Below are 23,456 nucleotides of genomic sequence, written 5' to 3'. Positions count from 1 at the left end.
GCCGAGAGGCTGTCCTCAACACCCTCAGACAAGTATAAGTATACAAAACAAGACCCCACATGGCAGACGAAAAGGAGTTCGCTCCTCGACCAAACCACAGTAGCTCCGAGGAGACTACCCAGCGCCCAGCTACTCGCGCGCGACGCGTACCTGCGGCCTCTACCGATGGACAGCACATCTCATCCACCCCTAACTCAGGGACCCCCACACGACGCAGACGCGTCTTCATCGTCTCCGAAGAGGAGCAGCAGATGCACTCTGGACGTCCTGCTGCTCGCCCCTCGCGTGCAGAGCACTCCAACTACGACGGCTCTTACTCCTCCTCGGCAGAGCGCTCTCGCTACGACGAGCGCTATCAGGCAGAGCGTGCTGATGGCCGCTATAGCTACAACTACAACCGCTCCGAGCGCCCCCATCGCTCTGCAGCCCCAGGTCAGCCCGGTGAGGGTCAGCCTCATAAGGGGAAATATGCAGGCAAAGGCCCCAAGAAGGGCGGTCCATCTGCAGCGCCTAAGGCAAAGAAGAAAAAGAAGCAGCCACAGCTCCCCGTGCCTGTGAAGTACGAGGAGATCGTTGATCCATCACAGGATCTGCGTCTCAATAAGTTCCTCGCTAACGCTGGGGTCTGCTCACGCCGCGAGGCGGATGCCCTCATCGCCGCAGGTGAGATCACGGTCAATGGCGTCGTAGTCACGGAGCTGGGCTCACGTGTTACTCGTCTTGACGAGGTCGTATATAAGGGTATGCGCGTCTCTACTCAGAGCAAGGTCTATATCCTTCTTAATAAGCCTAAGAACTGTGTAACCACGAGCGACGACCCCGAATGCCGTCGTACGGTGATGGATCTCGTCAAGGGCGCTTGCGAAGAGCGTATCTATCCTGTCGGTCGTCTTGACCGCAATACGACGGGCGTCATCCTCATCACGAATGACGGTGATCTCTCCAGTAAGCTCACGCACCCCTCCTTCATGAAGAAGAAGATCTACCACGCATGGCTAGATAAGCCCGTGTCGGTGGAGGATATGCAGCGCATCGCTGAGGGTATCGAGCTCGAGGATGGTGAGATCCATGCTGACGCACTCAGCTACGTCAGCGAAGAGGACCTGAGCCAGGTAGGTATCGAGATCCACTCAGGTCGTAATCGTATCGTCCGTCGTATCTTCGAGCACCTGGGCTACCACGTCGTCAAGCTGGATCGCGTCTACTTCGCTGGCCTGACAAAGAAGAACCTGCCCCGAGGTCGCTGGCGCTACCTCACCGAGCAGGAGGTCAACAACCTGCGTATGGGTTCCTTTGAGTAATAGCTGCTCGTAGACATCTCACCTCGCACACACCACTCAATCATACATCTATGAAACGTACCAGAATCATCGAGCTTCTTCAGGGCTCACTCGTTGGACAGCAAGTGAACGTCAAGGGCTGGGTCCGTACCCGCCGTGGCAATAAGGCTATTAGCTTCATCGCACTGAATGACGGCTCGACGATCCATAATATCCAGATCGTCGTCGACCTCACGCGCTTCGACGTTGATCTTCTCGCTAAGATCACCACGGGGGCAAGCCTCAGCGTGGTTGGCGAACTCGTCGCCTCTCAAGGTCAGGGGCAAAGCGTAGAAATACAAGCAAACGAACTCGAAGTCCTCGGGACGGCAGATCCTGCTACCTATCCCCTGCAGAAGAAGGGGCACTCGCTGGAATTCCTCCGTGAGATCGCCCACCTGCGTCCTCGCACGAATACCTTTGGGGCGATCTATCGCATGCGTCACCACATGTCGATCGCTATCCATACATTCTTCCACGAGCGTGGCTTCTTCTATGTGCACACGCCGCTGATCACGGCGAGTGATGCCGAAGGTGCTGGGCAGATGTTCCAGGTCACGACACTCGACTTGGACAACCTCCCACGTACCGAAGACGGCCAGATCGACTATAAGGAAGACTTCTTCGCTCGTCACACGTCGCTCACCGTCTCGGGTCAGCTCGAGGGTGAGATGGCTGCGCTGGCACTCGGTGGTATCTACACCTTCGGGCCAACATTCCGTGCGGAGAACTCCAATACGCCTCGTCACCTCGCAGAGTTCTGGATGATCGAGCCCGAAGTAGCTTTCCTCGAGATCCAGGAGAATATGGATCTGGCAGAGGAGTTCATCAAGTATTGCGTGCAGTGGGCTCTTGATCACTGTATGGATGACCTGACGTTCCTTGCTGAGCACTTTGATAAGGAGCTCATCGATCGTCTGCGCTTCGTACTGGATAAGCCCTTCAAGCGTATGACCTATACCGAGGGAATCGAGATCCTCGAGGCAGCGGTCAAGGCTGGTCGTAAGTTCGAGTTCCCCATCTACTGGGGGGCCGACCTGGCGAGCGAACATGAGCGCTATCTCGTAGAAGAGCACTTCCAGCGCCCTGTCATCGTCACCGACTATCCTAAGGAAATCAAGAGCTTCTATATGAAGCTCAACGACGACGGCAATACAGTCCGCGGTATGGACGTCCTCTTCCCCAAGATCGGGGAGATCATCGGCGGCTCCGAGCGTGAAGCTGACTACGACAAGCTCGTACAGCGTGCTGCAGAAGTTGGTGTTCCCGAGAAGGACCTTTGGTGGTATCTCGACTCGCGTCGCTACGGTACGGCTCCCCACTCGGGCTTCGGGCTGGGCTTTGAGCGCCTGCTGCTCTTCGTCACGGGTATGGCTAACATCCGCGACGTCATTCCCTTCCCCCGTACGCCACGCAACGCTGAGTTCTAAGTCGCAGTAGAGCACCTGCTCCTTCGCGCCACATACAGAATCAAGTCGGGCCGATTCCCTTGGGAGTCGGCCCGACTGCTATTTGGTCGGGCACTGTGCTATGAACTAAAGTCCACCCCCACGTATTATCTCTTTGCGCTGCCGTCGTAGCGCATCCAAATATTTGCCCCAATGAAAGTCCTCGTTATCTATTCGCACTCTTATCACGACACCAGCCACGCTGGGAAGGTTATCCTTGACGTCTTCAAGGCACAGCCTGACTTTGAGGTTCGTAATCTCGAAGAGATCTACCCCAACTGTGCTCCGATCGATATCGCCCTTGAGCAGCAGCGCTTGGTAGAAGCCGACGTCATCATCTTCCACCATCCCATCTTCTGGTTCAACATGCCGGCAGGCCTCAAGCACTATATGGACGAAGTCTTTCAGTATGGTTTCGCCTACGGTAGCACGGGCGACAAGCTTCGTGGGAAGAAGTTCATTCACTCCTATACGACCGGCTCTGGCGCAGCGACCTTCGCTGGCGAACTTGGTGAAATCCTGCCAGCTGCTCTGAAGGCTTCGGCTGGCTTCTGCGGTATGGACTATCAGGGTGCCTTCCCGCTTTATGGTCAGCTGGCTCTGACGAATCCAAACGTGCCTGCTGAGGCGAAGGCACACGCTGAGCGTGTCGTGGAATTCGTTCGCTCGCTCTAAGATCTCTGCCTTTATTCCCTTCGGGGAAAGCCTCCCGCCGCTCCCTCACTGACGAAGCCCGTCAGTGGGGGAGCGACGCTTTGTGTAAGGTCACTTGCGGAGAGAGTAAAGTCTGGGTGCTTTGCGAGAAATATACCTTGCCGTCGTGAGAAATATACCTTGCCGTCGTGAGGAATATACCTTGCTGTCGTGAGGAATATACCTTGCTGTCGTGAGGAATATACCTCGCTGTCGTGAGGAATATACCTCGCCGTCGTGAGGAATATACCTTGCTGTCGTGAGGAATATACCTCGCTGTCGTGAGGAATATACCTTGCTGTCGTAAGGTATATACCTTTTTCCCGAAAGGTATATACCTTTTTCCTGAAAGCTCCCTATGTGGGAAGGGGAGCGAAGCCTTTTTCCCCTGTCTCCGCGGGAAAATTCGGGGAATGCCCTCTTATTCGGTATCTTTGTTTAGGCAAGCCCCAGACGTGGGGACACCTTTATCCGCTTAGAATTGATGCAAACAGATACCTATACGAGTGCCCATGGGGCCTCTGTGACCCGCTTTGCCGACGTGGAGATCCTCCGCTATGAGATCCCAGGCTTCGAAGCCTTGCCACTGGAGCGCAAGCTTTTTGTTTACCATTTAAGTGAAGCTGCCCTTGCTGGCCGCGATATTACCTTTGACCAAAATGGGCGCTATGGCCTGCGCTTGCGTGCGCTCTTCGAGGGCATCTACCTCGGCTACGAAGGCGATCGCACGAGTGTGGACTTCCGTGGCGTGGAGGAATATCTTTTCCGCCTGTGGTTCTCCTCAGGCATCCATCACCACTATGGCTCGGAGAAGTTCGAGCCGCATTTCTCCGAAGCCTATCTCCGCAGCTGCATCGAAGAGCTTCAGAGAAGCAAAGGACAGCTCCTTCGCTTCCGCGGAAGAGAGCTTGACGAGCTCCTTGCGGTGGTCTTCGACCCCGAGCGTGAGCCACGCCGCACGGTACAGAGTGGCGAAGGCGACCTGGTGCAAGCTTCTTCGGCGAACTTCTATGCTCCCGACGTCACGCAAGCCGAGGCCGAAGCCTTCTACCGTGCAGCTTATGACTACCTCACCGAAGAGGAGCGCCAAGAGCCTCCTTCTCTGGGGCTGAACAGCCGCTTAGCGAAGACCGAAGACGGCCAGCTCTACGAAGAGGTCTACAAGCAGGACGGACTCTACGGCGAGGCCTTGAGCCAAATCATCGCCCACCTCAAGGCCGCTGCGGCTTATGCTGAGAGCGAAGCCCAGCGCAAGACCATTCTTTCGCTCATCGAATACTACAAGAAGGGTGATCTGGAAGAGTACAACCGCTATTCTATCCACTGGGTCGGCGATACGGAGCCTGTCGTGGACTTTATCAATGGCTTCACCGAAGTCTATACTGACCCCCTCGGGATGAAGGGGATGTGGGAGTCGCTCGTGCATATCCGTGATGAGAAGGCGAGCGAGCGCACGGCGAAGATCTGCAGTGAGGCAGCGTGGTTCGAAGCGCATGCTCCCATCGATGCCCGCTTTAAGAAGGAGAATCCTCGCGGTGTATCCGCTACAGTCGTCTCGGTAGCTATGCTTGCCGGTGACTCTTATCCCGCCACGCCCATCGGCATCAACCTGCCGAACGCTGACTGGATACGTGCGACCTACGGCTCGAAGTCCGTCACCATCGACAATATCCACGAAGCCTACCGCTTGGCAGCTCGTCACAGCGGGATGGATGCAGCCTTCGTCCCCGATCCTGCTACCCGCGCCCTACTCGAGAAGTACGAAGGCGTGACGGAGCACCTACATACCGACCTGCATGAATGCTTGGGCCACGGCTCAGGAAAGCTCCTGGACGGCGTCTCGCCTGATGCCCTCGGCGCTTACCATTCGACGCTGGAGGAGGCACGTGCCGACCTCTTTGCCCTATACTATATGGCTGATGAGCGTCTCGTAGAGTTGGGGCTTCTTCCCGATACGGAGGCGTACAAGGCATGCTACTATCGCTACCTGCTCAACGGGCTTGTCACGCAGCTTGTACGTATTCGCCCAGGGCACGTCCTTGAGGAAGCCCACATGCGTAATCGTGCTCTCATCGCTCGCTACGTACTGGAGCGTGCCGCTGCTTCGGGCGCTGCTGAGCTTCGCGGCCTTGAGCTCGTCATCCACGACTATGTAGCTCTTCGCCCCATCATCGCCGAACTCCTGTCCGAGGTACAGCGTATCAAGAGCGAGGGAGATCAGCCTGCAGGTCGTGCCTTAGTAGAGCGCTACACTATCGACGTAGATCCCGAGCTTCATACCGAGGTACTGCGTCGCTATGCTACGCTTAATATCGCCCCCTACAAGGGCTTTGTCAATCCCCGCCTTGAGCTGGTCTACGATGCCGAGGGCGGTATCATCGATGTGCGTGCATCCTATACCGAAGGCTATGCCGAGCAGATGCTTCGCTACAGCCGTGAGTATGCCACGCTCCCCGAAGACCCAACGACAGCTGAGCAGGTTCGTCACCCCGAGCCCTCCGATGCTACACTGGAGGCGGCTAAGACCCTGCGCGGAAGTCTGCGACATGCTATGGACGGGCAGGTCGCTTCGTCTATGCGCTCGAAGGGGCTTTATTACGGCATCAACTTTGGTCTTACGCTGGACTATATCCTTCGCCTGGCGGAGAAGCAGCCGAAGTCAGCCGATCTGGCTCGCTACATCCTCAGCCGAGATGTGCGTGAGCTGAAGATCATCGGGCAGCTTATCTATCCCGAGGAGGCCGTGACGTACGAAGTGGCTACGCAGCTGGCTCTCTCGTCCTTCTCTAACCCTGAGCTGCGTGACTATCTGGCGAAGCACTTCTTTGACCGCATACCCGAAGCTCCCTATTGGGCGCTTGACTGGATCTTCACCGAGCATTCACAGCGCTGGGAAGATTTGCTCCCCGTGGCCTTTACGATCTTAGCACGCTGGCTCTCGCAGGGCTTCCGCATCGAGCATGAAGCGCACCGCAAGCGCTTGCTCTCGGAAGTCTTAGATATCCTCTCCGATAGCGAAGTGCCTTTCCCCACGCCTCTTCAGCGCACGGCTTTGCTTATGCTCAAGCGCTGGGGACGCTCGGACGAGGAGCTACGTAGCGAAGTCCTTGCCTCGCCGCTCCTCAAGGCTTGGGCCGAGGGAGAAGCTCCCGTGCAGCGCGAGTTCGCAGATGACCTGACGTTTGAGTTCGAAGAATTTATCACTAACCCATCATAGCCCTTTATGAAGACCTTTCTCTTAGCCTCAGCTTGCCTGCTGCTTGCCTCGGGAGCTTCCCTTCCAGCAGTAGCGAGTAGCACTGTAGCCCTTGCGAGTGTCAGTCCGGATAGCTTGGTGCGCTATCAAGAGCATGGGACGAATGCCAGCCTCATCGGGCGCGGCTTCGATCAAGCGCTCTTCACGTTTACGCTCCCCGTGGCTGTCGGCTCTACGCTGGAGTCCGTGACGATCGATCTCAGAGGCACCTCCCGAATTAAGGATGTCCGTCAGCTGAAGCTCTACCGTACGAAGAACAAGGATCGCTTTGACCACCGCACGCCTGGGCAGCTCGTAGCCACTGCGCCCGTCAAGCGTGCTTCTCGCGTCAAGCTCGACCTCTCTCCACGTACGACGATCTCGAGCGATGATGCCTTCTGGGTCGTTTGTGATGTAGATCCTTCTGCTCAGGAGGGTGGGGAGGTCGTCTCTCGCCTTAGTGCGCTGAAGACGTCGAGCTATGAGCTCTCTACGCTCCCCGATGCCAAGGAGCACCGCCATGGTATCGTCCTGCAGCGTAGCTTGGTCTGGGCGCCAGGCGAAGGTGGCTCACTGCACTACCGTATCCCCGGTGTCGTCCGTCTCTCCGATGGTACGCTCGTGGCAAGCATTGACCGCCGCAAGAAGAATGGCAATGACCTGCCCGGTGATATCGACGTGGAGATCAAGCGCTCGATAGATGATGGTAAGACGTGGAGTGCACCTATCACGGTGGCTCGCGGTACGGCTGAGCATGGCTACGGCGACGCAGCTATGGCTACTGACGGACATACGATCTACATGGTGATGGTCGGTGGCGCTGGCCTTTGGCACTATCCTTCGCATGCGCCGCTCCCTATCCAGATGTACTTTACTAAGAGCACCGACGGTGGTCGCACATGGGAGCCCGTAACCAATATCACGAAGTCTATCTATGGTGACCGCTTCAAGTATGGAGGCTTCTTTGCTTCGGGCAACGGGATCATTACCTCCACGGGCCGCATCATCTTCGTCGCAGCTATCCGTACGGAGGAGGCTTGGGGTGGACGCGCTGATAACGTCTTGGCTTACTCTGACGACCAGGGGAAGACATGGCAGATCTCCGAGACCGCTCGCGTAAATGGCGACGAGTCGAAGATCGTCGAGCTCTCCGACGGCTCGCTGCTGGTCTCCTGCCGCAATCGTGCTAGTGGCCTGAATGCGCGTACCTACGTCCACTCCAGCGACGGCGGCAAGACGTGGTCTGAGCCCAAGCAGTGGAATGAACTGATGGGTAATGCTTGCAATGGAGGTTTCACTCGCTACGCACCTGTCGGTAGCAAGAAGAATGCAAACCTCCTTCTGCATACCCTTCCCGCCAGCGCTACGCGCGACCACCTGAAGATCTTCCTCAGCGAAGACGAGGGTAAGACCTGGCCTTATTCGCGTGAGGTCTGCCGTGGCGAGTCGGTCTATAGCGAACTGATGATCTTCCCCGACGGGACGATCGGGATCATTAGTGAAGAGGATGATAACCCCTGCTTTGATATCTACTTCACGCGTGTGAGCCTTGACTGGATCCGCAAGGGTAATGCGCTTCGCAAGAAGTAGTGCCTCCCAGGCATAGGCACTCACGAAAGCTCCTTCGCTCTCGCAAATGGGCTTAGAGTTAAAGGGCTGACTTCGCGCCTGCGAAGTCAGCCCTTCTCAAATATACAGCCCCAAAAATGCCCATATATAGGGCGGAAAACTTCCGTATATGCGCCGCTAAATTTCCGTATATGCGAAAATAAATTTCTGCATATACGAAAAAATATTTCTGTATATACGGAAATTTCCCTCCGTATATACGCCGTGAAATACTCGTATATATGGCGTGATATTTCCTCGGCATTTGCATAGCAAAGCGCCCCGCCAGCAGGTATTTCTGCGGGCGGGGCGCCTTGGTTTTTAGGGGATAGGGCGACTACTTGCGGTAGCGCTTTGTAAGGTCTTCGAAGTAATCGATTCGTCGGTCGCGCAGGAAGGGCCACCATCGGCGTACCGATTCGCTTCGGGTGAGGTTGACTTCGACGATCTGGATCGCTTCTTCCTGCCCCAGCTCGCAGAGCAATTCCCCCTGCGGGCCAGCAACGAAGCTACGCCCCCAGAAGCGGATACCCTTGGTCTGACCTGATGGGTCTTCTTCCTCGCCCACACGGTTCACCGTGATCACGGGGAGGCCATTGGCTACGGCATGACCGCGCTGGACGAGCTGCCAGGCATCGCTCTGACGGCTCTGCTCTTCCACGACGTCGCTACTTTCGTAGCCGATAGCCGTGGGGTAGATGAGCATCTCGGCTCCAGAGAGTGCCATGAGGCGGGCTGCTTCGGGATACCACTGGTCCCAGCAGACGAGTATGCCGAGCGTCCCGACAGAGGTCTCGATAGGCTCGAAGCCCAGATCCCCAGGGGTGAAGTAGAACTTCTCGTAGTAGGCGGGGTCATCGGGGATGTGCATCTTGCGATACTTCCCAGCGATGGAGCCGTCGCGCTCCAAGACCACGGAGGTATTGTGGTACAGGCCTGCGGCACGACGCTCAAAGAGCGAGAGGACTAAGACGATCCCCAGCTCGGCAGCCAGCGCACCGAACTCCTCCGTGCTTGGCCCAGGGATGGGCTCCGCTTGGTCGAAGACGTTGACGTCCTCCGTCTGGCAGAAGTAAAGACCGTTGTGAAGCTCTTGCAGTACGATCAACTCAGCGCCTTGGGCTGCCGCCGAGCGGATGGCTTCCTTCAGGCGGCGCTTGTTGTCGGAGTGGTCGGCGGTGTTGGCCTGCTGAATGAGGCCGGCGCGAAGTATTCTCTTTTCGGACATAGGTCTTATCTCCACTTATTCTTGTTCATAAAGCCACGGGGGAACTGCATCGTGGCACAGTGTAGGCTACCATGCTGGTAGATGAGTGCACGGCTGGGCACGGCGACGATCTCGCGGTCGGGTACAGCAGCCTTCAGGCGCTCGAGTGCTACGGCATCGGTCTCGACGTCGTAGGTGGGCACGAGGAGCGCACCATTGACGAAGAGGAAGTTGGCATACGTGGCGGGCATGCGCAGGCCTTCCTCATCATGCAGTGCGGGAGGCAGGGGCAGAGGGATAAGCTCGTAGGGAGCACCGTCCTTCGTACGCAGTGCTTCGAGCTCCTTCTTCATGCGCTCCAGCTCGTGGTAGTGGCTATCCTTAGGATCTTCGCAGCTGACGTAGGCGATGGTCGTCGGAGTAAGGAAGCGAGCAAGCGTATCGATATGCCCGTCGGTATCGTCGCCCTCGATCTGGCCGTTGGTGAGCGTAAGGAGACGCTCGCCCCCAAGGATCTCAATGAGGTACTGACGGAGCGCTTCGTCATCGACGCCCGCATTGCGGTTGGGCTCGACTATTACGCTCTCGGTCGAGAGTAGCGTCCCAGCGCCATCGCTTTCGATACCGCCGCCTTCGAAGACAAGGCTAAGGGCATTGGTATATGCCGTCTCGGGGACGAAGGCACGCGAGAGATAAAGGGCACGCGTAATCAAGTTGTCCTTGTCGGCTGCGAACTTCATTCCCCAGCCGTTGAAGGTGAAGTCCACGATCATGGGGCGCTCGTTGCCCTCTTCGTCCGTGAGTAAGAGTGAGAGGGGAGCATAGTCGCGGCACCAGGTATCATTGCAGTCCATCTCCATGATGAAGAGCTCGTGCTTGTGCTCGCAGTCAGAGAGGAGGCCGCGCACGTGCTCGGGATCCTTGGCGAGGATGAGGAGGTCTTCGTAGGCGAGGATGCTTTCAGCCATCTGCTTGTAGCAAGCTTCTATTTGGGGCAAGCGCGAAGCCCAGTCCATCGTCTCATTGGGCCAAGAGATCAGGACGAGGTCTTGCTCCACCCACTCGGGGAGGAAAGTTAGGCGTGGGGTCATAGGGATACTTATTAGGATTGTAGGGATAGAAGCTGTGCTCGGAGCTCTTCCCAGAGCTCGGGGACAGCTGTCTCAGCGCTGCGGTCTTCTCCACTTAGCGCGGCTTCACGTAGCTCGGTCGCAGCCAAGTCCATTTGTGGAGCCTCGGGGTGGAGATGTAGCATCGCTTCGGGAAGGGCTGTAGGGTCAATGTCCTCCAACGGATAGCCTGGGCGAGGATAGACGTGCAGGGGGATAATCCTCAAGAGCCGCTGGTAGTCATACCAGCGGTCTATGAGGCGGAGATTGTCACTCCCGATAAGGAGCGAGAAGTCATATTCGGGATAGAGGAGGCGTAGCGCTCTTATGCTCCGCACCGTATAGTGGGGAAGCGGCAGTAGCTCCTCCAGCGTGATCAGTCGTAGGCGTGGCTCACCTTGGATGGCACGGCGTATATAGTCTGCTCGCCAAGCGAAGGGGAGTTGTGATGCGCGATCCTTGAGTGGGTTGAGCGGGCTCAGTACAAGCCATACTTCATCGCACGGCAGGCTGTCCAGTGCAAACTGTGCCAGATGTAGGTGGGCACGATGCAGTGGATTGAAAGAGCCAAAGTAAAGGCAGACGCGTCTCCGTGAGCTAACCACAGGTACTATATCTGTACGGGCAGCCCGAGAGTACGCTGAGCGAGCTCGATCTCCTCGGGCTCACCGGTGTGCTTACCATCGACGTCGCTGAGCTTGACGCAGGGATTCCAGCGCTCCTTCTCTGTCATCTTGCACTTCCAGAGCTTCATGACGATGTTCATAGGGCGCACACCATTGCCGACGTCATTGGAGAAGTTCGTGCCGATACCGAAGCTGGCACCGATACGCCCCTTGCAATAGTTGGCGATCTCGATAGCGCGCTCAGGATCGAGGCCATCAGAGAAGATGATGTACTTGATGGTGGGGTCTACGCGCAGCTCACGGTAGCGAGCGATGACTTTCTCTGTGAACTGGAGGGGATCCCCGCTGTCGTGGCGCAGGCTGGTGAAGAGCATGGCGTGCTTCTTACTGAAGTTGCGCATGAAGACATCCGTCGTGTAGGTATCTGTAAGTACCGTACCGAGGTCTCCGTCGTAGACATTGATCCAGTCCTCCATAGCCATGTAGTTAGCCATCTTGTAGCCGAACATAGCGCCGTGGAACTGAATCCACTCGTGGGGATGCGTCCCCGATACACGCAGGCCATGCTTATAAGCATAGTAGACGTTGCTCGTGCCGAAGAGGTAACCAGCAGCGTGCTCCTTGAGAAGCTCCGTCACGCGGTCTTCGATAGCAGCACTGAAGCGACGACGCATACCGAACATTGAGAACGTGATGCCGTGCTCAGCGAGCTTACGAGCCTTGCTGATGATTGTGCGCTCGGTGTACTCCATATCGGGCTGGGCACCGAGCATCTTGTAGTAAAGCTCGCTCACGAGGGCAAGGATAGGCGTCTCCCACAGCGTGACGCGATAGAGCAGCCCTTCGGCGATGATAGACAGGTGCCCCTCAGCATCCTGCTCAACCTTTACTTCCTCGGGGTCGAAGCGGAAGCCTCGTACAAAGTCAATGTACGTCGGGGGGAGGTAGGGGAGTTCGCGATATAGGAAGCTCGCCTCGTCCTTAGTCAGGGCGAGCTTAGACATCTCTTGGATCTCCTTCTTTAGCTCTTCGGCAAAGCCATGAGGGTAGGTCGTCTTCCCACGGTCTATGAAGCGGAACTGCCCATAGGCTCGAGGATAGAGCTTGGAGTAGGCATAGCTCGTGGTGAACTTATAGAGGTCTGTATCTAATACGCTTTGGATGATAGCCATGATGTGGTAGTATTATTTGTGACTATGTTATGCTCGCAAAGATAAGGATATATAGTGTCACTACCTTATCTGATATAGGCAGATACATAAAGCCCCACCCCTACGGCTCTGTGCCTTGATGGGGTGGGGCTTATATTATAAGGTATAGGGAGATCGGGCTTACTTGATCTTCTTGAGGCTTTCGAAGCCTTCGCCATAGACACCCTTTACAGCTCCATTGGAGACGAAGGCCTTGGGGTCAATCTCTTCGATGATGCGCGAGATAGCTACAGACTGCTGCTTGCGCACTACGACGAGGAGGACCTTCTGAGGCTGGCCCGTGTAGCCCCCTGTAGCTTCGAGTAGGGTACAGCCACGACGCAGACGAGAGGTGATCGCATCATTGATCTCTTGATACTTCGAGCTGAAGATCATGAACTGCACCGACTGGCGGTTGCCACTCGTGTACCAATCCATCGTCATCGCCAGGAGTACGACTTCGATGAAGGACATAACGAGCTTGTCAAAGGCCACCAGCGGGTCGATCTTGATGTCTGCCAGATAGACGTTGGCAAAGTAAGAGAAGAGTACCACTGTACCGTCTACTGCAACGAAGATGCGCCCGAAGGACATATTGCGGTACTTGCTGATGAGTGCGACGATGACATCCGTCCCCCCAGAGCTACCATTCACAGAGAAGATGAGCCCCAGCCCGAGACCACACATCATAGACCCGAGGATGAGGGCAAGCAGAGGCTGATCCTTGAGGACCATCAGATGCCACAGCTCTTCGACACGTGGGTCGGGGATAGCGGTACGCGTAGCGATGGGCACGAGCACAGCAAGGAGACCAATCCCGATGAGGGTCTTGATGAAGAAGTTCTTGTCCAGGAAGAGGAAGGCGATGACAAGGAGGCTGATGTTGATGATGTTGTACGGGATGTCGACCTTGATCCCTGTGATGATCGTGATGATATTACAGATCCCCATAAGCCCACCGGTGGTGACACGCTGCGGATAGATGAGGAAGCTGAAGCCTACAGTGTAGAGGAGTACACCCATCAGCACGATCAGGAGGTCTTTCCAGAAGTACTTGGAGACCGCTTGATGAGAGAGTTCATGGAAGAGATCCTTGAACTTCTGGCCGAGGAACGTCAGCAGATTGAGATTCTGTGCCATTGCTACTTGTTAGTGAGGTTGGTAGAGGTTAAGCTATTGCGATTACTATAATACGATGTTGATGATGCGGCCAGGGACGATGATGACCTTCTTAGGAGTCTTGCCCTCGAGCCACTTCTGTGCTTCGTCAGCTGAAAGTACGGCCTCGCGGATCTCATCCTGAGACGCTTCACGTGGCAGCTCGATGGTGAAGCGTGTCTTCCCATTGAAGCTCACGGGGTACTTGAAGCTATCCTCGACGAGGAGCTTCTCATCGTACTCGGGCCACTGGGCAGCGACGATGGTCGTCTCTTCACCGATGGCATGCCAGAGCTCTTCGGCGATGTGAGGAGCGAAGGGGGCGAGGAGGATGAGGAGAGGCTGGAGTACTTCGCGAGAAGCGGTCTTCAGACCCTGCAGCTCGTTGATACAGATCATGAAGGCAGCTACGGAGGTATTGAAGGAGAACTGCTCGACGTCCTGCGTCACCTTACGGATCAGCTTGTGCAGGCTTTTGAGTTCTTCCTTGGTAGCGGGTGTGTCAGTGACACGTAGGCCGTCGGCAGAGTAGTACAGCCCCCACAGCTTGCGGAGGAAGCGGTGTACGCCGTCGATACCATTGGTGTCCCAGGGCTTACTCTGCTCAAGAGGACCAAGGAACATCTCATACAGACGGAGCGTGTCGGCACCATAGCGCTCGACGATCATATCGGGGTTGACGACATTGTACATCGACTTGCTCATCTTCTCGACGGCCCATCCGCAGATGTACTTGCCATCCTCGAGGATGAAGTCAGCCGTAGCGTACTCGGGGCGCCAAGCACGGAAGGCTTCGAGATCGAGCTGGTCGTTGTAGACGATATTCACATCCACGTGGATGGGGGTCGTGTCGTACTGATCCTTGAGCCCGAGGGAGACGAAGGTATTCGTGTCCTTGATGCGGTAGACGAAGTTGGAGCGCCCCTGGATCATCCCCTGATTGACCAGCTTACGGAAGGGCTCGTCTTCGACGACGAGGCCGAGGTCATAGACGAACTTATTCCAGAAGCGGCTATAGATGAGGTGGCCGGTAGCATGCTCTGCACCTCCTACATAGAGGTCTACATGGCGCCAGTAGGCATTCTTGTCACGACCGACAAGCGCCTTGTCATTGTGCGGATCCATATAGCGGAGGTAATAGGCCGAGCTACCAGCGAAGCCCGGCATTGTGCTCAGCTCGTAGGGGAAGCCTTCGGCGGTGTGCCAACCCTTAGCACGACCAAGAGGGGGCTGACCATCGGAGGTGGGGAGGAACTTATCTACCTCGGGGAGGCAGAGGGGCAGTTTATCTTCGCTGATGGTATGGGCTGTCCCCTCGGCATCATAATAGATGGGGAAGGGCTCACCCCAGTAGCGCTGACGGCTGAAGATCGCGTCGCGTAGACGATAGTTCGTCTTGACCTGTCCCAGCCCTTCGCTCGTGACGTGTGCCTTCATCTTGGCGATGGCATCCGTGACGGAGAGACCAGTGATGATACCTGAGTTGATGAGTACACCGCTCTTGCTATCCTTGGATTCCTCCCAAGTCGCAGGATCGGTAGCTTCTTCACCTTCGGGGACGACAACCTGAATGATAGGCAGGCCGAAGTGACGAGCAAAGGCAAAGTCACGGCTGTCGTGAGCGGGGACAGCCATTACGGCTCCCGTCCCATAGCCAGCTAAGACATAGTCACTGATCCAGATGGGGATCGCTTCGCCTGTCAGCGGATTAGTAGCATAGGAGCCAGAGAAGACCCCAGAGACGCGACGGTCAGAGAGACGATCGCGCTCAGTGCGGCGGCGAGTGGCTGCCAGGTATTCGTCTACGGCAGCCTGCTGCTCGGCGGTAGTGACCATGGGTACATAGTCACTCTCGGGGGCTAAGACCATAAAGGTAACCCCATAGATCGTATCGACACGCGTAGTGAAGACGGTGAGCTCTGCTCCATCGCCACCCACGAGAGGGAAGCGAACCTCTGCACCTTCGCTCTTACCGATCCAGTTGCGCTGTGATTCCTTGAGGGATTCACTCCATTCGAGGTCGTTGAGGCTGTCGAGTAGGCGGCCAGCATAGGCCGAGACGCGCAGACACCACTGCTGCATCTTCTTCTGCTCTACGGGATGGCCTCCGCGTTCGCTCACTCCATCGTGGACTTCGTCGTTGGCCAGTACGGTGCCGAGAGCAGCACACCAGTTGACCATTGTCTCACCGAGGTAGGCCAGACGATAGTTCATCAGGGTCTGCATCTGCTTTTTCTTATCCCAGCTTCGCCATTCTTCGGCGGTGAAGGAGAGTGCTTCGCTTTCGGCTACATTGATCCCCTTAGTCCCTTCGGCCTCGAAGTGGGCGATGAGCTCGGAGATAGGTGCAGCCTTGTCTGTAGCATTATTATAATAGGAGTGGAAGAGCTGGATGAAGACCCATTGTGTCCACTTATAGTATTCGGGGTCGGAGGTGCGTACCTCGCGCGACCAGTCAAAGCTGAAGCCAATCTGATCCAGCTGTTCGCGATAGCGACGGATGTTCTCCGTAGTCGTTACCTCAGGGTGCTGCCCTGTCTGGATAGCATACTGCTCAGCGGGAAGCCCGAAGGCATCGTAACCCATGGGATGGAGTACATTGAAGCCACGAAGTCGCTTGTAGCGGGCGAAGATGTCCGAGGCGATATAGCCTAATGGGTGACCGACATGCAGGCCTGCTCCCGAGGGGTAGGGGAACATGTCCAGGACGTAATAAGGGGGGCGGCTGGGGTCTTCCGTGACACGATATACGTCTTCTGCTCGCCAGTACGCTTGCCAGCGTGCTTCGATAGCTCTAAAGTTATATTCCATCTATAGGTAGTTGACTTGTCTTTAATGAACACGCAAAGGTACGTTATTTGCTTCAAAATGTTACGACTGCATCCCCGTTTTTAATGCCCTCACTCTCTTTTCTTACCGAAGGTTTTCTCACACGAGTAAAGGATGCCTTGTGAATGGTATATACCTATGGTTGGGGTGCCTCCTATCATATCGTGATATGGGGGCGCAAAGCTCCATTGGATTGTTGGAATAGAAGAGGTGATGAAATGACTGTTTTATCACTGTACATCTGTGCTTTTCCTCGATGTTGAAGATGAGAGAGTTCGGATGGGTACTACGATCCTGTATTGGTCGCTGGGTGAACCTAAGAGATACACAAGCCCTTCGCCTTATCGTGAGTATTCCTCTTATTCAGCGGAGGGAAACGTGCTGTTCTTGCGAAGGAAAAAGCGCCTTCACGTAGTGGTTTTTTCGTATCTATGCACGTGGTCTTCAAGACCAGGCACGTAAATCCAAATATCCACGCACGTAGATATTAGAGCCACGTACGTAGCCCAAACTTATCTGCTACTCGTCCACAACTTTTATCCCTACGCGGAGCAACAACCTAATATAGGTCACTTCACAAAGCTATATAGGAATCGATCCAAAGCTATATAGCTTTCTTCGCTATCCTATATAGGTTCACCCGCTGACCAATATAGGTTCATACGGCTCCTCGCGTAATCGGTGAAATAAGCCTCCTACTAGGTAAGACAACCTGCCGCCATCAATGTGCTATTAGTCATGAGGGACTTCTATGGTCTTGGGGGGAAAGTCCTAGCTAGTGAGCTAATTCCCCCTTTTCTGTAACTTTGCGTGAAGGATTGTGCCGTAGTGAAAGTCGCTACTGTACGCTTTTATTAAAGGAGACTAACGAATGCAAGCACTGAAGATCGTACTCATCGGCTACGGCAAGATGGGGCACGTCATAGAAGAAATAGCCCGTGCACGAGGGCATGAGATCGTGCTGACCATTGACCGCGACGAGGAGCACCTCTTCGATGATCCCCGCTTCGCTGCGGCTGATGTCGCTATTGAGTTCACTGCTCCCGCGATGGCTTATGACAACTGTCGCCGAGCTATCGACCGCGGGGTACCCGTAGTCTCTGGTACAACGGGGTGGGCGGATAAGTTGCCCGAGCTGCGTGAGCGCTGTGAGGCGGGTGAGGGGACGCTCTTTTGGTCCTCCAACTACAGCATCGGCGTCCAGCTCTTCCTACAGATCAATCGCCGTGTAGCTGAGCTCATGCAGGCTGCTCCTGGTTATCGCCTAAGCCTCGATGAGACGCACCATATCCATAAGCTTGATGCCCCCAGTGGCACGGCGATCACGCTGGCTGAGACTATCCTCGCTGGACGTCCTGAGCTCCATGGATGGGAGCTGACGGATAAGCCTGAGCCAGGTGTCCTGCCTATCATCGCACATCGTGAGGGCGAAGTCCCAGGGATACATACTGTGACCTATACCTCAGAGGTCGATCGTATCGTCCTGACTCATGAGGCATTTGGCCGTCAGGGCTTTGCTCTTGGGGCGGTATTGGCAGCTGAATACGCCTACACGCACCGCGGTTGGCTGACGATGGATGACCTCCTTCAGCTTCGCTAAGTAGTCACTACTCTCCCGATGCATATACACCATAATTATATATAGAGCACCGAATGAAATCGCATCCGATAGCAGGCCTTACTCCGGGACAGCGCGCATGGCGCCATATCAAGGGCGGGATTCTGATTCTTCTTCTTATCGCCTTTGCTTGCTGGGCAAGCTGGTGGTGGCTGATTCTCCTGCCCCTCCTCATCGACTTCTACTTTACGCGATGGATCAACTGGCGTTATCTGCGTGAGCACCCCAACCCCACCGTGCGCCTCCTTGGCGGTCTGGTCGAGGATATCATCTTCGTGGTCTTCACCGTGTCGATTATCTTCACCTACTTCTTCCAGAACTTTGCCATCCCCTCCTCCTCGCTGGAGAAGACGCTTCTCATCGGTGATTATCTCTTCGTCAATAAGCTGAGCTATGGCCCTCGTGTGCCGATGACCCCCGTGGCCTTCCCCTTAGCGCACAATACCATTCTCGGGCATAAGTCCTACCTCGATGAGCCTTCGCTCCCTTATCGCCGCCTCAAGGGCTTCGGGAAGGTCGAGCGTAATGATCTCGTCGTCTTCAACTTCCCCGCAGGGGATACGGTGGCACTTAATATGCCGAACCCCGACTACTACACGCTGTGTGCTACTTATGGTCGTGATGCCGTGTGGAGTGATCGAGCTCAGTTCGGTGAGATCGTCTATCGCCCCGTGGATCGTCGTGACCACTATGTCAAGCGCTGTATCGGTCTCCCTGGAGAGCGCTTCGAGATCCGTAATAAGCAGGTCTATATCGATGGTAAGGCTATTGCTAACCCCGAGAAGATGCAGTACAACTACTTCCTCCAGACGGATGGTAGAGCTCTGCCTCAGGAGATCTTAGATGATCTCGAGATCAACGACCGTGATGTGCAGCTGATCTACGACCAGCGTACCTATCAGCCTTCCTCTGAGACGGGGACTATTGACGGCTACCTGCGCTATGCGGGGCTTTCCTTCCAGCCCACCGATGCGGAGGGGCACTATGGCGCTATCTACTACCTCCCCCTGACGGAGGAGATGAAGACTCGTCTCAAGGCTGAGCCTTATGTCCGTGCTATCGCTGTCGACATAGCCCAGCCTCAGAACTCGACGGGTGTATATCCTGTGGACTTCAAGACGCCTTGGACGAAGGACAACTATGGGCCGCTCCTCATTCCACGCCGTGGGCTGAAGATCGTCCTTAACGCTACGGCTGTGGCACTCTACCATCGCTGTATCCGCAACTACGAAGGGCACCGCCTCGAGGTGCAGCCTGACGGGACGGTACTCATTGACGGGAAGCCCAGTACGACCTACACCTTCCAGCAGGACTACTACTTTATGCTCGGAGACAATCGCGATATGTCGGCCGACAGCCGCTACTGGGGCTTCGTTCCCGAAGACCATATCGTAGGTAAGCCTGCCTTCCTCTGGCTCTCGATCAATAGCGAGCGCCCGCTGACGAATGGTGGTATCCGCTGGTCACGGATGATGCGTCTGATTCATGATAAGTAAGGATCAGATCGTCAGCTCATCCTTCGTACGCTACGGAGCACTACCGCTGGGGCTTATCGCCCTAGTGGTAGTGCTCCGTATCTTCTTCTTTACCCCTTATCGTGTGATGACGACCGCCCAAGCCCCTGCCTTGCGCCTTGGAGCATGGGCATTGGCTCGTCGTACGCAGAGCCCCGATCGAGGCTCACTCATCCTCTTTCACATAGAGAGAGCGGGCACCTCTACCTCAGCTCAGAGTCTGATGGTGGCCCGTGTGGTCGCCCTGCCTGGAGATAGCCTTGAGGTGCGCTCTGGTCAGCTCTTTGTGAATGGTGTTGCGGTGTCTGACTACCGGCATCCACGAGATGCTCGGGAGCAGTATGCACTACGCTTACCCCGTGAGGGCGGCGTCTACCCCCTGACCTCCACCAATCTTGTTGCCTATCGTGCCGCCCTCATCGAGGAGCAGCGACTCTTTGCTGCTGCGCGTGGCGAGGTTGCTCTGCACAGACTGGCTCCTAAGGATTGGCTCACTGCCCTCGCCTCCAACCCTTATCACACCTTCCGTCGGGATTACTACTGGGTACTCACCGATGATACGAGCGTAGCACCTGACTCCCGCCATCTGGGTATCCTCCCTGCGGATGCTATCGAGGGCGTTATCCTCTTTGCTCTATGATGGAGAGCCTACCTACGCTACTCCTCGCTACGGCCTACGCGCCACCTGTCAGCTATTTTGTGAAGCTCTATGAGTATGTAGCTGGCACTATTGCACTCGAGGGGTGCGAGCACTACATCAAGCAGAGCTATCGTAATCGCTGCCGTATCCTTGGTCCGAATGGCGTGCAGTCCCTCACGATACCAGTCGAGCTTCCCGCTGGGACGAAGACTCCGATACGCGAGGTGCGTATCTCGGATCATGGGGAGTGGCGGCACCTGCATGCGCAGGCACTGCGCACGGCTTATGGGGCAAGTCCTTTCTTCGAATTCTATGCAGATGAGCTGATGCCCTTCTATGAGCGGCGCTATACTTATCTGTGGGACTTCAACGCGGAGCTACTGCAGACGCTCCTCGCTCAGCTACAGCTTGACCTCGACTGGTGTACGACTATGGACTTCCTGCCCCCTCAGTCGGCTGAGGCTACGTCCGAGTGCTGCGACCTTCGCTATGCGCTGAGTCCGAAGCAGGCTGCTCCATTGCCTGGAGTTCAGCTACGCCCATATTATCAGCTTCATCTGGAGCGCATGGGCTTTGTAGAAGATCTGAGTATCCTCGATCTTCTCTTTGAGATGGGGCCCGAAGCCCTACTCGTCCTGCGGGATAGCCTGCAGGCTTAGCTCTTTTATTTACCCAATTTCCTATCACTTATTGCTATCCAACAGATGGATTTTACTCAATCATCCTTGCCTACACTTACCCCTCCACGTGCTGAAGTCCAAAACGAATGCTTGACTCATTTGGGGCGCGAACGTATTGATCCCTTCTACTACATGCGGGATAAAGAAGATCCGCGTGTGCTTGAGTACCTCCGTGCAGAGAACGCCTATACCACAGAGGTCATGGCCTCAATGTGTGAGATAGAGGAGCAGATATTTAAGGAGATCGTAGGGCGAATCAAGGAGGATGATCAGAGTTATCCGACGCTGCGCCGCGGCTACTATTACTATGCTCGCACTGAGAAGGGGAAGCAATACCCTTCATATTACCGCGTCTCTGAGGCTGACTTTGTAGAGTGCTATGGGCAGTGCCCTACGGCGATCGAGGGTGGGGAACTACTCTTCGATGTCAATGCCCTTGCCGAAGGACATGATGCATACATCTTCGCGGGCTATGCGGTGAGTCCCGATAATAAGCTTGCTGCCTACTTTGCTAATACGACGGGATCGTATGCGGAGTTTGACCTCCATATACGCGACCTCGAGCGTGGCGAAGACCTTGCCTTCACGCTCTCGGGAGTTTCGTCACTGGCTTGGGCGGAGGACAGCGAGACGATCTACTATACCTTGATTGATGAGACCCTTCGCTCGACGAAGGCTTTTGCCCAGCGCCTTACGGATGCCGAGCCTACGCTCATCTACGAAGAGCAGGACGTCCGCTTCTCCTGCAGTGTGAGTGAGACGAAGACCCGCGAGTACATCTTCCTGACGGCAGGGAGCAGTACGACGACCGAGGAATACTACCTCACCTCGGACGGATCGGATCGTGAGCCGAAGCTCTTTCTTCCTCGTGAGCAAGATGTGCGCTACTCCATACTCAGTCACCGTGAGAAGTTCTTCATCTACTACAAGGATAAGGCTTCTCTCAATGGTATGGTCTACATCACCGATAAGGATAAGGTGCGGGACCGTAGCGCTTGGAAGCTCTTCGTCCCTCACCGCACGGAGGTACGCCTCGATAGTATCGGTGTCTATGCCTCCCATATCGCACTGGAGGAGCGTCAAGATGGTCTCACTCAGATTCGTATCCTCTCTATTGAAGGGGAGCCGTGCGGATCGATTCACTTCCCCGAACCTGTCTATACCATCAGCCTCAAGGGGAATTCCACCTACGAAGCTACGACGATACGCTATAGCTACTCATCCCCAAATCGCCCCGCTTCGCTCTACGAATATGATATGGAGCAGCGGGAGAGTCGCCTCCTCAAGCAGCAGGAGGTCGGTGGAGGCTTTAGCCCCGAGGACTATACCGTAGAGCGTCTTTGGGCTACAGCTCCAGATGGTGTGCGTGTACCGATGACGCTGCTCTATCGCAAGGGACTGCAGCGTGATGGCTCGGCCCCCGCCTTGCTCTATGGCTATGGGAGCTATGGAGTGACGCTCGATGCACACTTCAGCGTCTCGGTCTTGAGCCTTGTTGACCGCGGTTTCATCTACGCACAGGCTCAAGTGCGTGGGGGAAGTGACCTCGGGGAGCAGTGGTATGAAGATGGGAAGTTCCTCAAGAAGAAGAATACCTTCACCGACTTCATCGCTTGTGCAGAGACCCTCATCGCTGAGGGCTATACCTCTGCTGAGCGCTTGATGGCCGAAGGGGGGAGTGCTGGAGGTCTGCTGATAGGTGCAGTGGCAAATAGTCGTCCCGATCTCTTCCATGCGATGATCGCAGCTGTGCCATTCGTTGATGTCGCGACGACGATGCTTGATGAGTCCCTCCCGCTCACTACGGGCGAGTACGAGGAGTGGGGGAATCCCAATGACCCTGAGTACTTCGACTACATACTCAGCTATTCGCCCTATGACAACATCTCGGCACAGAGCTATCCGCATCTCTTGGTCACAGGAGGACTCAATGACTCTCAGGTGCTTTTCCACGAGCCCACGAAGTATGTAGCAAAGCTCCGCTGTCTCAAGACGGATGACCATCTCCTTCTCTTGAAGATGAATATGGATTCGGGCCATGGTGGAGCTACGGGGCGTTATGATGGTATCCGAGATACCGCCTTTGAGTACGCCTTCCTCTTACTGACGCTCGGTATGAAGTAATCCTTCATCTTCGGATAGAGCTATACCGTAATATGTATATAGGGTGGGGGATGTACAATATAGTTATCCTCGCCTCCCTCCCTCCCTCACAGTGTTCCCAGCAGTGGGTCGTAATGTGCGTTCCTAATCGGATGCTCTTACGGCTCACTGCTGGGTGCTTTTAGCTCCCCACTCAGAAGATCTATGTGTCAGACTCTTGAGAAGGGGTAATATCGACCAGTACTGGTCACTAAGCGAACCAGTACTGGTAGCATATAGTGACTAGTACTGGTCGCCGAGTGGAGCAGTACTGGTCAGATGAGTGACCAGTACTACTTCGTTTGATAGGGTGACTAATCCGTTGATTGATAGTGCGTCGCAAGAGTTCCTTGATGCTTGGTGGTTTGATGGGATTCGGGAGGGCTGATCTGGGACTAAAGGAGGGGCTTGTAGGGGGATGATCCGCCTTATTTAATGGG

Annotated in this window: 16 protein-coding genes; 10 read left to right on the top strand and 6 right to left on the bottom strand. The window is 55.5% G+C overall.

Annotated features, from left to right (window positions below; translation table 11 throughout):
* Nucleotides 1–59 precede the first annotated feature (59 nt).
* The 5 genes from IEX77_RS02385 (at nt 60) to IEX77_RS02365 (ending at nt 8,285) form a co-directional block, all read left to right on the top strand.
* A complete protein-coding gene (locus IEX77_RS02385; RefSeq protein ID WP_188807536.1) occupies nt 60–1,301 on the top strand; it encodes a pseudouridine synthase in 1,242 nt (413 codons plus the stop codon).
* Between the two features lie 50 nt (nt 1,302–1,351).
* Nucleotides 1,352–2,749, top strand: coding sequence for an asparagine--tRNA ligase (gene asnS / locus IEX77_RS02380; RefSeq protein ID WP_188807535.1), 1,398 nt, complete (start codon nt 1,352–1,354; stop codon nt 2,747–2,749).
* A gap of 171 nt (nt 2,750–2,920) precedes the next feature.
* Nucleotides 2,921–3,442 (top strand): NAD(P)H-dependent oxidoreductase, encoded by a 522-nt coding sequence (locus tag IEX77_RS02375; protein ID WP_188807534.1) that lies wholly within the window; start codon nt 2,921–2,923, stop codon nt 3,440–3,442.
* 502 nt (nt 3,443–3,944) lie between these two features.
* The gene (locus tag IEX77_RS02370; protein ID WP_188807533.1) at nt 3,945–6,677 is read left to right on the top strand and encodes a dipeptidyl-peptidase 3 family protein; all 2,733 of its coding nucleotides are present in this window, start codon (nt 3,945–3,947) and stop codon (nt 6,675–6,677) included.
* Nucleotides 6,678–6,683: 6 nt separating this feature from the next.
* Entirely contained in the window at nt 6,684–8,285 is a 1,602-nt protein-coding gene (locus IEX77_RS02365) for a sialidase family protein (RefSeq protein WP_188807532.1), read from the top strand.
* Nucleotides 8,286–8,640: 355 nt separating this feature from the next.
* On the opposite strand, the gene IEX77_RS02360 is transcribed toward IEX77_RS02365, so the two are convergent.
* The 6 genes from IEX77_RS02360 to leuS form a co-directional block, all read right to left on the bottom strand.
* Nucleotides 8,641–9,531: a carbon-nitrogen hydrolase gene (locus IEX77_RS02360; protein ID WP_188807531.1), complete on the bottom strand. Its 891-nt coding sequence runs from the start codon at nt 9,529–9,531 to the stop codon at nt 8,641–8,643.
* 5 nt (nt 9,532–9,536) lie between these two features.
* Nucleotides 9,537–10,601, bottom strand: coding sequence for an agmatine deiminase family protein (locus tag IEX77_RS02355; protein ID WP_188807530.1), 1,065 nt, complete (start codon nt 10,599–10,601; stop codon nt 9,537–9,539).
* Nucleotides 10,602–10,612: 11 nt separating this feature from the next.
* Entirely contained in the window at nt 10,613–11,224 is a 612-nt protein-coding gene (locus tag IEX77_RS02350; RefSeq protein WP_188807529.1) for a nicotinate-nicotinamide nucleotide adenylyltransferase, read from the bottom strand.
* A gap of 5 nt (nt 11,225–11,229) precedes the next feature.
* On the bottom strand, nt 11,230–12,417 hold the full coding sequence (gene pncB / locus IEX77_RS02345; RefSeq protein WP_188807528.1) for a nicotinate phosphoribosyltransferase: 1,188 nt from the start codon (nt 12,415–12,417) through the stop codon (nt 11,230–11,232).
* A gap of 159 nt (nt 12,418–12,576) precedes the next feature.
* Nucleotides 12,577–13,575 (bottom strand): YitT family protein, encoded by a 999-nt coding sequence (locus IEX77_RS02340; RefSeq protein WP_188807527.1) that lies wholly within the window; start codon nt 13,573–13,575, stop codon nt 12,577–12,579.
* A 45-nt stretch (nt 13,576–13,620) separates the two neighbouring features.
* The gene (gene leuS, locus IEX77_RS02335; RefSeq protein WP_188807526.1) at nt 13,621–16,404 is read right to left on the bottom strand and encodes a leucine--tRNA ligase; all 2,784 of its coding nucleotides are present in this window, start codon (nt 16,402–16,404) and stop codon (nt 13,621–13,623) included.
* 898 nt (nt 16,405–17,302) lie between these two features.
* On the opposite strand from leuS, the gene IEX77_RS02330 reads away from it, so the two are divergent.
* The 5 genes from IEX77_RS02330 to IEX77_RS02310 are packed head-to-tail and all read left to right on the top strand — an operon-like array spanning nt 17,303 to nt 22,998.
* On the top strand, nt 17,303–18,022 hold the full coding sequence (locus tag IEX77_RS02330; RefSeq protein ID WP_188807752.1) for a 4-hydroxy-tetrahydrodipicolinate reductase: 720 nt from the start codon (nt 17,303–17,305) through the stop codon (nt 18,020–18,022).
* A 53-nt stretch (nt 18,023–18,075) separates the two neighbouring features.
* The gene (locus IEX77_RS02325) at nt 18,076–19,536 is read left to right on the top strand and encodes a S26 family signal peptidase (protein WP_188807525.1); all 1,461 of its coding nucleotides are present in this window, start codon (nt 18,076–18,078) and stop codon (nt 19,534–19,536) included.
* Nucleotides 19,526–20,194 (top strand): signal peptidase I, encoded by a 669-nt coding sequence (gene lepB / locus IEX77_RS02320; RefSeq protein WP_188807524.1) that lies wholly within the window; start codon nt 19,526–19,528, stop codon nt 20,192–20,194. The genes IEX77_RS02325 and lepB overlap by 11 nt, the downstream gene beginning before the upstream one ends.
* Complete coding sequence (locus IEX77_RS02315) at nt 20,191–20,853, top strand: WbqC family protein (protein WP_188807523.1); 663 nt, start codon at nt 20,191–20,193, stop codon at nt 20,851–20,853. Before lepB ends, IEX77_RS02315 begins: the two co-directional genes overlap by 4 nt.
* 45 nt (nt 20,854–20,898) lie before the next feature.
* Complete coding sequence (locus IEX77_RS02310; protein WP_188807522.1) at nt 20,899–22,998, top strand: S9 family peptidase; 2,100 nt, start codon at nt 20,899–20,901, stop codon at nt 22,996–22,998.
* Nucleotides 22,999–23,456: the final 458 nt, after the last annotated feature.

The sequence above is a fragment of the Porphyromonas pasteri genome (assembly GCF_014647755.1).
Classification (GTDB): Bacteria; Bacteroidota; Bacteroidia; order Bacteroidales; family Porphyromonadaceae; genus Porphyromonas; species Porphyromonas pasteri.
Note: the sequence above shows the minus strand (reverse complement) of the source record. Positions and strands in the feature narration are given on the sequence as shown.

Coding starts and splice junctions, on each gene's coding strand:
- IEX77_RS02325 (WP_188807525.1), top strand. CDS start 18,076: ATGAAATCGCATCCGATAGCAGGCCTTACTCCGGGACAGCGCGCATGG.
- asnS (WP_188807535.1), top strand. CDS start 1,352: ATGAAACGTACCAGAATCATCGAGCTTCTTCAGGGCTCACTCGTTGGA.
- IEX77_RS02340 (WP_188807527.1), bottom strand. CDS start 13,575: ATGGCACAGAATCTCAATCTGCTGACGTTCCTCGGCCAGAAGTTCAAG.
- IEX77_RS02355 (WP_188807530.1), bottom strand. CDS start 10,601: ATGACCCCACGCCTAACTTTCCTCCCCGAGTGGGTGGAGCAAGACCTC.
- IEX77_RS02370 (WP_188807533.1), top strand. CDS start 3,945: ATGCAAACAGATACCTATACGAGTGCCCATGGGGCCTCTGTGACCCGC.
- pncB (WP_188807528.1), bottom strand. CDS start 12,417: ATGGCTATCATCCAAAGCGTATTAGATACAGACCTCTATAAGTTCACC.
- IEX77_RS02375 (WP_188807534.1), top strand. CDS start 2,921: ATGAAAGTCCTCGTTATCTATTCGCACTCTTATCACGACACCAGCCAC.
- lepB (WP_188807524.1), top strand. CDS start 19,526: ATGATAAGTAAGGATCAGATCGTCAGCTCATCCTTCGTACGCTACGGA.
- leuS (WP_188807526.1), bottom strand. CDS start 16,404: ATGGAATATAACTTTAGAGCTATCGAAGCACGCTGGCAAGCGTACTGG.
- IEX77_RS02360 (WP_188807531.1), bottom strand. CDS start 9,531: ATGTCCGAAAAGAGAATACTTCGCGCCGGCCTCATTCAGCAGGCCAAC.
- IEX77_RS02365 (WP_188807532.1), top strand. CDS start 6,684: ATGAAGACCTTTCTCTTAGCCTCAGCTTGCCTGCTGCTTGCCTCGGGA.
- IEX77_RS02385 (WP_188807536.1), top strand. CDS start 60: ATGGCAGACGAAAAGGAGTTCGCTCCTCGACCAAACCACAGTAGCTCC.
- IEX77_RS02310 (WP_188807522.1), top strand. CDS start 20,899: ATGGATTTTACTCAATCATCCTTGCCTACACTTACCCCTCCACGTGCT.
- IEX77_RS02315 (WP_188807523.1), top strand. CDS start 20,191: ATGATGGAGAGCCTACCTACGCTACTCCTCGCTACGGCCTACGCGCCA.